Source organism: Chitinophaga nivalis (assembly GCF_025989125.1).
GTDB lineage: Bacteria > Bacteroidota > Bacteroidia > Chitinophagales > Chitinophagaceae > Chitinophaga > Chitinophaga nivalis.
Genome location: NZ_JAPDNR010000001.1, coordinates 5,873,380 through 5,887,140, shown reverse-complemented (window position 1 = coordinate 5,887,140; position 13,761 = coordinate 5,873,380). Strand labels below are relative to the sequence as shown.

The following is a 13,761-nucleotide window of genomic DNA, read 5'->3' as shown; positions in this document are numbered from 1 at the left end:
TCGTTAGGCTGCTAGAAAAATTTTACATTAATGGTAATCGTAATGGTTGCAGTAGTTCCAGCAGCCAGCGAGGCGGTATTTGCCAGGAGTACGTTTGTATCATTCTTTCCGTCGAAGGAATTGTTGTAACCCCCAATGCCGGAGATACTATGGTTTAGCACCGTATAGGTAGCATTTGCCGGCAGGCCTGCAGGTATATAATCTGTCAGCAGCACATTATTGATGGTAACAAGACTACCCGGATTGGAGAGTTTGAAGGTGAAGGTTACATCATAGGAACCATCTGCTTGCTGTACGGGTATGCTGGCTGTTTTTACCACTTTGATACCACAGTCGTCTACATTAACAGTTACATCCGCCGTGCTGACAGGGCAAATACCATGGCTGGTCGTCCATCTGAATTTATAGGCGCCCACAGCGAGTCCTGTTACGCTGGTAACAGGATCCTGGTCGTTATCGAAGGCAGGTGCTGTACCTGGTGTAGCGAGGATAGACCATTTCCCGGTGCCCACTGCAGGTGGTTGAGCGGCTAAAGTGAGTGGGGAATAAAGACAGATATCGCGGGAAACACCTGCATCGGCAGGCGTCGGAGACGCATATACTGTTATCGGCAAATCGCTGATACTGGCACAACTGCCGGAGGTAATGGCCCAACGCAACAGATAAGCGCCTGGTCCAACATTAGCGACCGTAGTGGTCGGATCATTATCTGTAAAGGATAAAGCAACAGGGCTGCCATCTGCATAGGTGATGGTCCACTTGCCGGTTTCAATACCCTGTGGTGCGTTCGCATTTAACTTAATATTTGTACCTGTTCCGCTGCCTATACAATGTTCACCGGCTACGAGATTATCGACATTAGCTACAGCGGGGTTAGGAGGAGTAGAAGTAACGTTTACATTTATCAGGGCCGACTTGGAGGCGCATACACCATTGCTGACAGTCCAGCGGAAGGTGTACTGTCCTACCTGGGTACCCAATACTTTGGTGGAAGGGGAGTTGATGCCTTCAATAATGGCGGTGTTGCCGTTAGGAACAGTTTCAAAGCTCCAGGTACCAATGCCGGATGTGGGCGTGGTAGCATTGAGCAGGATATTGTTGATACAGGCATTGGTCTGATCTGCACCTGGTAGCGGATCTGATGGTGTTGCAGATACAACGATGCGCATAATGTCTGTGTTGCTGGTACAGTGGCCATTGGAAACGGTCCAGCTGAAAACATAGATGCCCGGCTGCAGCTGCTCCACCTGCGTATTTAGCAGCGACGGATTTTTAATAACAGGGTCTGGTACACCTGCCGGCTTGGTGGCTAACGTCCACGTACCTACGCCGCTGGCAGGTGCGCTGGCTGCGAGGGTGGCCGTCACATTTGTTTGACCCTCAGGTAAACAGAATTGCTGGTCCGCACCTGCATCAGCCGGAGAAGGCAGCGCACTGGTAATAACAGTGGTGGCGGCGCTGGAACTTGCACAACCCGGAACGGCGGCAATCGTATAGGTAAACTGATAGGTATTACCAGGAATCATATTCGTGATAACAGCGGAGTTGCCGGAATTGGCCGCAATAATAGTTCCTGCCGGACCACCTGTTTGTGTCCAGGATCCGATACTGCCTTCATTGGCACTGACTACCGCGGAAGTAGCATTACATAGCTGTTGGGTGAGTGTCTGCACTTTTGCTTTTTCTCTTACCGTCAATACAACTTCGTCGGTACTCACTGGGCAATCCGGGCCGCTGTTGGCGGTCCATAGCAGCTTATAAACACCTGTTTTCAGTTCGGAAACAGTGGTGGCAGGAGCGGCAGGATTAGCGAATTTAGGATTGGATGGTCCGCTGATAACGCTCCAGGTGCCAGTGCCGGTAGTAATCGTATTACCTGCCAGTGCAGCAGTGTTTACGCCACAGACGATTTGATCAGGACCTGCATTGGCGATGGTAGGTGGTGAAGTAATATCAAATGTGACGTCACTGAAATTAGCTGCACAGGCACCATTACTAATGGTCCAGCGGAAGATATAACGACCATCTGCCAGGTTATTGACAGCGGTTGCCGGTGATGCCGGCGCTACTATTGTAATACCGCCGGGGCCCTGTTGCTGCGTCCAGTAGCCGCTGCCAATAGCGGGTGTATTCCCATTGAGGGCAATGGTTTTAGCATCGCAAAGTTGTTGATTATTGCCAGCGGCTGCAGTGGTAGCAGGCGCTGAGATGGTATATAAAACTGTGTCGTAGGTATCCGGACAGCCATTTTTACTGAGCCGCCATTGTAATTGATAACTACCGTCGGTGGCGCCGGTAACACCTGTGTTATTAGCATTGGGATTGGTAAAGGTAATGCTGTTGCCGGTTATCAGCGACCATTTGCCTGTTTCACCGTTAGTAGGCGCATTACCTGCCAGGGAGAGGCCGGCAGTGCCGGTAGGTAAACACTGGTCAGGGCCTGCATTTGCCTGTTTGGGACCTGCAGTAGCAGAAGTAGTAACCCGTACCTGGGCAGCATCCTGTCCGCAGGAATTTTTGATGGTCCAGGTGAAGGTATAGCTAATATTGGGAGCCAGCCCGTCTACTGTGGCCTGTGGATCAGTAGGGTCTGAGAAGACGACGCCTGCGTTGGGCGTAACTGTCCATACACCATTTTCATTTAAGGTAGGTTTGTTGCCCTGTAATTTATAAGGACTGGCGTTACAGATGGTGACATCGGGTCCCGCAGCTGCAGCAGTTGGATTGATATCTGATACGACTACCTGTACATCTGCCTGTTGATTAGGACAACCTTTACCACCACTGATGATCCACCGGAAAGTATAGGTGCCGTTGATCAAACCATCGATCAGGGTGGTAGGATCTTTTTTATCCGCAATCCTGGCCGTATTGGGGCCGCTTATCTGTGACCAGGTACCTGTACCGATGACCGGTGTATTTCCGGCGAGATGGGTTTCTGTAATCTTACAAGCTAATACCTGTCTGGTACCGGCATTGGCAGCAGTAGGAGATTGGGCAATCTGCACATATACATCTGCATACTGATCCTGACATCCGCCAAAGCCATTGTTGGTGGTTCTTTTCAGGCGCACCAGGTAGGTGCCGGGAACGGTATAGGGTGGCAGCAACAAAGGCTGACCGGCATCTGCGAAATCCGTTGTACTTACACCGGCAGGAGCGCTGATCAATGCCCACTGTGTTTTGTCGCCACCCGTGTAGTTGTATTGGATGGTGACCAGGGTGGCATCACATGGCGCCAGTACCGGAGAGGGCGCCGTGATAGTGGGAGGCGCCGTATAATTGATGGTATACTTCCCCGTAGTCTGACAACCGGTAACAGGATTGCTGATAGTGTAACTGAAAACACTTTTGACACCGGTAAGATTACTGATTTCTGTAGCAGGAGTATGAGGAGATACGATATCACCGGTGCCTGATTCCCGGCTCCAGGTGATGGTTTCACCAGCATATGCCGGTGAAAGGCCGGTAATGATGGTAGAACTGCGGCCATCACAGAAAGTGGCGTTACCATCCTTTGCCACCGTAACAGATTGTGTGCCGGTGGGAACTGTCAGTACTACATCGGCAACCCCATTGGCACAGGGGCCCTGTACTGTCCAGCGTAATTTATAGGTGCCGGTACTGAGGTTGGAAACCGTGGCATGATTGTCATGTATATTGCTGAATGCCGGAACAGTAGGCCCGCTCAATACAGACCAGGTACCTTGTTGTCCGTTCGTATTGTTGCCGCCAAAAGAGGCGTGTAGTTGCGTGCTTTGTGTAGTGGTATAACAGTGGCTGAGCACCTGATCGGTGCCGGCTGTAACGGGCATCACACCACCCGGATGGGTGATGACGATGTCATCGTAGGAGCGACAGGAGTTGTTGCTGGTAATCGTCCAGCGTAAGGTGGCCGTACCGGCTTGTTCCGGATTGCTGGTAATCGTGAGATTTGGATTGTTAAGTTGCGAAGGGGAAAAGCTGATGCCGTTCGCATTGCCTTCAATGGTCCAGGTACCGGTTTCTCCGGCGCCCACTGTATTGGCATGGAGCTGACTGCCGGGAGCGCAGATACTGATATCTGCACCTGCATTGGCCAGCGTAGCAGGATGAGTCGTATACACTACCTCGTCATAGATGAGAGAACCATCTGTGCATTTTGCAGAAAGCCTGAACTTATAAGTATTGCCGGCGGTATAACCCGATACTGCTGTTTTCAGCTGCGCCGGTTGTTTGATAATAACAGCCGGGCCACTGATTTGTGTCCACACCGGATTAACGGCTATCAGGCCACTACTGGATCCGGAGAGTAGGAATTGATCATTAGGACAGACAGCCGTAGTAACGCCTGCGTTAATCGTACAGTTCTGTGCATGCAAAGCACGGCCTGTCAGCAGAAATAGCGCTGCCAGTGCGAGGATACGTAGTATTCCGCTCATTTTATAGATACAGGATTATGTAATAATTATTAGCTATGTAATTGAAATGATTGCAAAGGTATATACATTAATTGGATGTGTATATAAATTAAACATATATATTAAATGATAAATGATATAAATTTATCATTTAAATATGACTGTATTTTAATTGGTTGTGGAAGACTGTTTTAAGTGGCGACATCGCCTGTCATTATATAATATCTTTTGTTTACTTCGACGGCATTTTCTGGCTGTGAGAAATAAGTGTCAGGACCTTGTATTTAGCGAAGGGTAATTTGAAAGCGCTGTTCGCACACGGCCTGATCTCGTTACCGTTTTTTTATAGCTGGTTCGTATCACGCCGCTTTTACTGCTTTGCTACCTGTAATTAAAAAACAGCGTTTGCAGTCATTGCTTCGATGCAGATAATAGGTGCTTCCCAGGTAAATGTTTTTATGATGGACGTAAAAATGTTTTCATCTTCCTGTATATTTTCCGACAGTGATAACAGGACATAAATGAATAAAATCATCGCTGTAATAGGTCATTACATACATCGTCAAACAGGCTGTCGGTTGCGGTAGGCTATATACAACCGTAGTTATACGCAAGAAAAAAAAGTATTCCTACGTGATAAATATTTAGGCTTTGTTTATATCTTGCGGGGACAAAAGCAAGCCCTCAGTATAGTCGCGGAGAATGCACTGTCATGATAGAAGAATAAGCGTTGATGGCTGATATACCGTTGAAATCAATTTTTTATCTCTACATCTTCTTAAACAAATTCGCCCCTGCTATGAGCTATGAAGTATCTGCAAAGTAACTTTTCCATTTTAAGCTGTCTGTTTTTCCAGGGTGCTGCATGCACAGGATTCCGGCAGGAAGGTCATCGTGAATTTTAAGACATTAATCTGCAACAATCGGAAGGGGTACGGTTCAAACACGCATTATCGCCTGTAAAAAGGCATGACGTGTGAGATCAAAATAACCAATGGAGCTATCCATCGTAGTGGATTTATCATCTGGTAAGATGTATAAATGCGCGCCTCCTCTTTTTCTTACCTCATTATAATTAAACCAAAATGAGCTGTAAACTGACTTTCAAAGTTGATATGGATTTTACCAGCGATCTAAAAGCGGGTAAAAATCCGAAGGCATTGTTAGAAGCATTCTTAAATAATAAGCCTATTGAATCATCGTTTGAATTGTATGCCCGGGTTTGTAATTTTTTGTTGACAAATGCCGGCAATTTTAGCTTTATAGACCCCGAAATAGCAGATCTGAAAGCTGCAGGAGAGGCAACATATACCGGATTAACCTTCGCGCTGACAGACCAGGCAGCGCTGAAATGGCTGATAGCAAAAAAGATCGTACTGGACCAGTTTCTGGTTTTCCTGAAAAAGCCGGAGACGAAAACTGTGATCACTTCGGTTTTTGGAGGAGCACGATTTGAAGCTTTGCTGGCATACCTGGATGGTAAGCAGTTACCACTGCCCAATGCCGCTGCTATTATCGATGTGGGGGTGAAGCTGACCCAACTATATGTACCTGATGGCAGATTCGCTACGATGTTTAATACGAAGACAGACGCTGTCAGGCCCATCCTGCCGGCCTTTTTGAACGCGGCAGATGTTAATCCCAACCTCAAAGTCAACTTCATCGCCTGTCTGATGGAAAGAATGATCAGCCGTGCAAAGAACAGGCGTGACGATAAGGAACGTATTGATAAACTAAGGGTGAAAATAGGATTGGCAGCGAGGAAAGAAGACGAAAGTTATTTCAAAAACTATCCGGAAAATCTGACAGAAGTAAAAAATAAACTCATCGCGCTGGCATGTCCGGCCGCGGGCGCCGGTACCATTCCGGCGGATTTATTTGCTACCACCGGACTTTATTTTTTAAAGGATGTAGGTGATGTAATCCTGCCGGCACTCGTGGATTTTAAAAACTACATTCACTCCATTACCTACTTTGATAAACTGGCTGCTATATCCCAGGCTAACTTTGTATCGTTCACCTGGGAGGCAACAAACACTAATGTCAGCGTACTTTATGGGCTGGTAGCTAAAATACTGGACAATATCAGTGTCGCATGTGCGTATACAAATGGAAATATCACCCTCACGCATAACTTCTATCTGTACGGATTCTTCAGCCTGAGTGCCTATGTAGGCAATGTGAGCAGTGCTGTTTATTGGGCAAGGGACGCTGGTTATATGTATTGCCAGAGCAATACCCTGGACATCCCCCTCAATGAACAGGTGAATAATAGAATTTTGTTTTACAACACCCAGCATAAGATTTATCTGTATAGCGGAGATTATAATATCCTGCCTTTTGATTCCCCTGCCTGGCCGACATTGTTTGGGGCAGATAATAAGATGATATACACAAAACTGGAGAAAGGTACAGATGCAGATAGGGAGATCTTGAAAAAATGGATGCTGGCACGGTTTACTGCCTGTACCCATCAGGGAAAGAGAGGCCGGGAGATGATTATTAATTTTCAAAGAACCTATCAGCCTTTTTATGTGTATGATAAGACTGCTGATACGCTGGAAAGCCACCTGATTAATCCGCTGGAGACTGGCGCCGGCGGCTCTATCGGCAGATGTGAACAACCGACCGAAGATAGTTTTCTATGGTATTTTGCCGGTAATCTCAATAACCTTATTGCAGAAGCGAATGCGGTACTCAAACGGGTGAATTTTACATTCACCGATTTTGATCTGGCAGCCTTCCTGGGAATAGAAAAGCGGGAAAACCTGAACCTGGCTAATCACTCGCTGGCAAGAAAGGCGCCGGCGTTAAAGCCTACTGCCGCTGACCGGTATGTCTGCATGAGAGTACCGAATAGTGTTGTGTTCTATTACCTGTGTAACCTGCCTTATGTGCCGGCTGCCGGCCGGGCAGGTAACGTGATCAACGCCAACCGGCTCAGTAATTTTCAGTTTTTCTATTATAGAAAAGGAGTGTATACCGCCGGTGATCCGCGGCGTCCGGAATCGTATAAAATCAGCAAAAAAGAAGGAGATGGGTTTACCAATGTAAATCTGCCCATCTCTCTCCAGACACCTGCCGTATATGCCCAGTTTGTTAATTTCAAAAAGACAAGCAATACCATCAAAAATAAAGGCAATTATCTGAAAGCCAATAAAACCATGCGTGCGGCGGCGGGAGCGGTGATGGCAAGTATTCAGCCTTATTATAAATATCCGGTCGCCAATGCCAAAAACTCACTCGGTGCAACACCCTTTTTTAATAGTGTCATCAAAGAAAGTACGGAAGCCGTTAAGTCCTGGCGGGTCCTTAAAATGGCCAGAGATACCGATGAACCAGCGAATATAACGCAAGAGTGGTGTCATTTACTGGGGCATGGCGATGGCGGAGATGAGCGCGTCGGCAATTTTGTAAGCGGCAGCAAAGACTGTAACAGTGAACAGCTGGCGATTGAAACAGGACAAAGATTTACGACACATAGCAACGCCAACAGAAACCTTTTTATGCTGAAAACAACAGCATATTTATTATCGGATGGCTCCATGGAAATAAAAGATAATGGTAAAACTTATCTGGGTGCAACGCTTAAATCGATTATTAAAAAAGCATACACCAATCTGGATCCCAAAGACAAGGCAAAAACAGAAGCAGAAATGTTGAAGACCGTTAAAAACGCACCTGTGGCGGGATTTGTACGGTACAAGATTTTTGCACGCGCAACGGTTGACGCAGAATTTGAGAAAGTATTTGATTATGTATTTGAAGGACAGGGTGAATTCTTTGATATTAACCAGTTTAATATCATTGCAAAAACCATGGTGTATTTGTTGAATAAAGAAGCTTTCTACAGCGCATTTTTCCAGTTCCTCTATCCCGGTGTTCCACTGTAAAAAAATATCGTATGTCTGATATCGCAACCCTGACCCCATTTTCTACTATTGTGCAGCAGATAGCCGCTAAACAGGATATACTACTGGACGCTAACCTGGTTGGTCAGCTGGCTATCGGTCGTTTCGGAAAAGAAATTACGCCTGATCCATGCGTCCTTTCCAACAGCGTAGTCGTGGAAAACGGTGCTTCTTACCTGTACTTATCAGGCACCATTAAAAACATACTTTCCTGCGCAGACATCAGCACAGATATCCTGCTTTTCGATATTGATAATGCCACCGCTGGTGTGCGTGAAAGGAATCTGATATTGTTCCTGCACCTGCCGGCCACCTTTTCGCCGGATGAATTGTTCCGGCATTTTAAACAGGTGGGGGAAACAACAGACAATCTGGCTACAGATGAAACAGCCCTGCTGGAATTTGGTTTCAGCGATCAGCAGGCGCCGGTCCTGTTTTTTTCTTCTACCGATAGTGTGGCGGATTTTATGCATTATCCTGCCGCCTTTGAAGCGTTAAGGCCCTGGAAAGCCGTCATCAAGGGAACCGCCTGCAATTTGACAGTTACGCCTGCTCCTGCACTGGCAACGGTATTTAACTTCCTCTCGTTATCCGGTAGTTTTAACGTGACAGGAAATATAGACGGTGATACCAACTGCTTATCGCTGATCTACCCCTTGCAGGTAACCCAAAATCTGGGTCCTTTCCACTTCACGCTGTATCAGCTGCATATTAGCCTGAATCTGGCTTTGACCGGTATCTCCCTGCCTGCAGTGGGTTTGTCCGGGCACGTGGATTTCGGGATAGCTACTGCTGATCTCGCGGCTAATATTGATATAATAGGGAAGGAACTAAGCTTTGCCATCACGGATATACATGTTGCCATGGCCGCACTGGATACCTTCTCCGGCAAATTTGCGGGAACGGCACTCTCCGGCTTCCTGCCTGGTGCGCTGGCTGATGCCGGGAGCTTGTACGTTACGATATTACAGGCAGTTATTGCGCTGGAAGAGAAGCAGGTAACACAGATCGGCTTCCAGTTGACCACAGAAAAACCCATTGCTTTTATAGATGATGTCATCACGGTTACTCCTTATTTTACCTTTCAGATAGGGGCGCCTTTTGATGCTGATGAACGGGAAATAGCTGTCCGCATAGACGGAGCATGGGAATTAGGTACTTCCTTTTTTGATGTGGCTATCGTAGATACTTTTACAGCGGGGAAAGCAGACTACCTGATTTCCGGCGCTTTGCGCATGGGGCAAACATTAGACATCGGGGCGCTGACAGATAAGATCATTGGAAAGGAGGTAATTCCTGCAGGACTGGTGATTGCGGATTTTGAATTTGAAGCATCCGTGAACAGCAACAGCCTGGAGGTTTCGCTGGACGTGTTGTCCGACTGGGAACTGGAACTGGGAGGCGCTGCTTTCGCCATACAGGAAGTGGACATGTCCTTCGGCTATGCCAGCAAACAACTCACCGAATGTACCGTATATGGCAGGCTGGAATTATTCAGTCTGGATATAACAGTTTCCGGTGAATACTACCAGGATAGCGGATGGGTTATTTCGGGTGGATTGGCACCTGATGAAAAATTAGAGATCAGTGCATTGCTGCGGAATATTATCGGCACCTTTTCAGCGGCCCGGCCAACGGCATTGATGGATCAGGTGCAGCAGTTTGTGGGTGATGTTACCGTGGAAAGTCTCCTGATGATATATAGTGTGCAGCCAGGTACTTTTTCATTGTTTGCAGAACTGGATAATGTCTTGCATTTCCCGTGTTTGTCCATCAACAAGGTGATTACGCAGGTGGATATTACGGATCATGTGCTAACGGGAAATTGCCTGATAAACCTGCAGATAGGCGGCGCAGATATTTTCCTGCGCATGGAAAAAAAGGACGACGGATGGATTTTTGCCGGTGGTCTTCCTGAAAATACTACACTGCCCGCCGGTAAATTAACAGCTGATTTATTTGCAAAGTTTACCGGAGTGAGATTACCGGAATTCCTTTCCGGCATTAGCATTACCCTGTTGTATATCACGTACAATACGGCCAACCAGGATTATACTTTCCAAATAAAAGGTACGATGAAGATCGGCGCCAGCACGCCCGATATTTCACTGGATACCAGTATGACGCATGGGGCGGATCAGTCTTATGCGCAAAAAATAAAGGCGGTTATTGTTACCCGCACCAGCCTGGCAGACATGGCTGTGGCTTTCGGTTTCAACGGAACAGCACTCCCCGGCATATTAGAAGACCTGGTTTTTTCAGGGATGAGTTTTTCTTATGATAGTGTAACCGGGATAACCGAATATACCGGTGAGGGAGACCTGACGATAGAAGGGCAAACGGTAGCCTTACAACTGGCTGTCAGACAGTCTGGAAATACGGCCAGCTATGCCGGTAACTTTATCTGGCTTCCCGACACGGATGATAAAAACAGCGGCCTGCATTTTCTCCTGGAATCGACACAGGATGTGACCTCTTCTTTACTGGCGTTATCACTTGTTTTTACGATTAAAGGCGTGCGGATCGACCTGCGTGCCAGCGCCACCAGCAGCACAGAAGCGGGTATGAAAATATCCGATCAGCAATTCAGTGGCGGTACCAATCATCTGCGTTTATCCGTTACCGATGTACTCGATGAGCTGTTGCAGTTTAGCTGTCCCGACTACAAAACATTGATTCCGGTTGGTTTTCTTCCGGATATTATTATACAGGATATCTTCATTACCTATGACGGCAGTACCCGGCAAACAGATGTAGTAGCATTGGTGACGGTGGATGATAAAGCCGTAAAAATATTTTTTCAACACCAGGCCGCCGGGAAGACGCTTCCGGAAAGCCGTTATGTTTTTGGTATCACGGCAGATCTGGCAGACCTGGGCCAGTTGCCGCTGGTAGGCGGTGAGCTGCAAGCGGTGAGCCTGAATGGTACCGGATTCGTATATACTTCCGGCGCCGGCGATTTTTTCCTGCCGGAGATGAATACCGGTACTGCTGCATCAGGCGCCACCCCGAAACTGGTGTTGCCGGCTGCCGCCAATAAATTAGGTAAAGGATTGAACCTGATGGGCGCCATCAATTTACCCGGTCAGCCACCTTTCAGCCTGTTGCTTCCATCCAGCGGCGTGAACGCGGCAGTGCCGGCAACCCCTGCACCAATAGCCGCTGCACCGGCAGCAGCAGAAACAGGCCCGATGGTAAAATGGTTTCAGTTCGGACAGAAAATGGGACCGTTGACGGTAAACCGGTTAGGCTTCGCCTACAACCTGCACAACAGTAAAAAAATAGCGTTGCTCCTGGAGGCCGATCTGGCTGCAGGCGGGTTGGTACTGGGACTGGAAGGGATGGGCGTAAGTATTCTTCCCGGCGATCTGTTTCAGGGAAAAATAGATTCCCTGTCTTTTGAATTGTCGGGTATCGGATTAACGTTTGAAAAAGGCCCGGTTGAGATCAGCGGTGCATTTACGCGTACCACGCAACAGGTAAACAATGTAGCGGTAGATGTATATAACGGGGGCGTGATACTAAAAATGCAGCAATGCATGATTACAGGGATCGGCTCCTATGCTAAAACAGGTAACGATGCCTCCCTGTTTGTTTACGGATTGTATGAAGGTAATATCGGTGGTCCGTGCTTCTTTTTCGTCACCGGCATTGCAGTCGGATTTGGTTACAACAGAAAGGTAAATATTCCTGCAGTAAACGAAGTGCATCAATTCCCGTTGGTGGCCATGGCGATGCAGCCTGATACCTCAAAGGGCATCCTGGATATCCTCCGGGATCTTGAAACAGCAGATAGTGCAGGTAACCTGCCCATCGCCATTGCTACCGGTGAATACTGGCTGGCGGCAGGTATTAAGTTTACTTCTTTTAAGATCATAGAGTCTTTTGTATTGCTGACGGTGAATTTTGGACATGATGTCGAATTTGCCATATTGGGATTATCCCGGCTGAAGTGGCCGGAACAAAGTATTTCCCCATCCCCGATTGTATATATTGAACTCGCGGTGCTGGCTCATTTTGGGCCAGGCAGTGCCGTCATTGCGGTGGAAGGTATCCTTACGCCTAATTCCTACCTGTTCTCCCGGGATTGTATCTTAACCGGTGGCTTTGCCTGTTATACCTGGGTTTCAGGACAGCATGAAGGCGATTTTGTGATCACACTCGGTGGGTATCATCCCCGGTTTAAAAAACCGGATCACTATCCGTCTGTCCCCAGGCTGGGCTATGTATGGCGCATCAGTAGTATGCTCTCCATTACCGGAGAGATGTATTATGCCCTTACGCCAACGGCTATTATGGCTGGTGGCAGAATGGAAGTCCTTTTCCAGATTCCCGTACTCAGTGCCTCACTGACGGTGTGGGCAGACATGCTCATCTCCTGGGCGCCTTTCCAGTATTACCTGGATATAGGCGTTTGCGTTAAGATAGATGCGCATATCAGTATCGCATTTATCAGCATTCATTTCAGCCTGGAAATGGCCGCCGAACTGCATATCTGGGGGCCTCCCTTTGCCGGAGAAGCCTATGTGGACTGGACCATATTTTCCTTTACGATACCTTTCGGTGCTTCGGAAAAAACGGCGCCGGTGCCGTTGGAATGGAACCAGTTTGCAGGTACCTATCTGCCACCGGCTCCCATCAATACGGTTATCAGCAGGGGCATTATCAAACAAATAAAAGATCCTGCAGATAACCGGCAGGTAAAATATACCATCATCAATCCACATGAGCTGGAACTCACCGTCGATGCCGTTATTCCGGCTACTGATTTGTTGTTCAACGGCGCCGCAATACCGGATACCATCCCCATGCGGTCAGGTACCGGTACGACCATCACCCGGAATAATGTGGAGGTAAACAATACCTATGCAGCGCGGGAAAAAGAAATAGGGATCCGGCCGTGCGGATTGGGTGCTGGTGACCAGCTTGTTTTCAGTCTGAGCGTAACCGTGAGCTTAGCACACGTAGCGCAGGCCATGACCATTTCCTGTATGGCCAAAGGGGTTACGGATGCGCTCTGGGGCAGCGAGGTACGAACCACGGATAATCAGCAGCCAGGTACCGCAAAAGTGATAAAGAATGTATTAACCGGCTTAACGATCCGCCCACCGCTGCTGCCACAGGTTTCCAGTGTACGGGAACTGGATTTTTCCCGGTTGTTTGACTTGTCGGAAATCCTGTTCAGCTGGAATCAGGAGATGGCGGTAACAGGAAAGGCCTATCATGCTTATGATGTATTCGATACCATCAAAAGTAGTTATGTAAGTAAGGAGGCTGTCAGTGAAAGGAATCGTTTGTTATCATTATTCGGCCAGGTTACCGGTGTTACATGGGAAACAGATATAACGGAGATGAATACCATCATGACCGCACCGGGAATTTATTTTAAGGCACCGCCTGTATTATGTCAGACCGGTGAGATCCCACAATACCCAACCGATACACAATAA

Annotated in this window: 3 protein-coding genes; 2 read left to right on the top strand and 1 reads right to left on the bottom strand. The window is 47.7% G+C overall.

Features of this window, described 5'->3' with window-relative positions:
* Positions 1–11: 11 nt before the first annotated feature.
* A complete protein-coding gene (locus OL444_RS22120) occupies positions 12–4,421 on the bottom strand; it encodes a hypothetical protein (RefSeq protein WP_264729667.1) in 4,410 nt (1,469 codons plus the stop codon).
* A 1,064-nt stretch (positions 4,422–5,485) separates the two neighbouring features.
* On the opposite strand from OL444_RS22120, the gene OL444_RS22115 reads away from it, so the two are divergent.
* Both OL444_RS22115 and OL444_RS22110 read left to right on the top strand, forming a co-directional pair.
* Complete coding sequence (locus OL444_RS22115) at positions 5,486–8,293, top strand: hypothetical protein (protein WP_264729668.1); 2,808 nt, start codon at positions 5,486–5,488, stop codon at positions 8,291–8,293.
* A gap of 11 nt (positions 8,294–8,304) precedes the next feature.
* Positions 8,305–13,761: a DUF6603 domain-containing protein gene (locus OL444_RS22110; RefSeq protein WP_264729669.1), complete on the top strand. Its 5,457-nt coding sequence runs from the start codon at positions 8,305–8,307 to the stop codon at positions 13,759–13,761.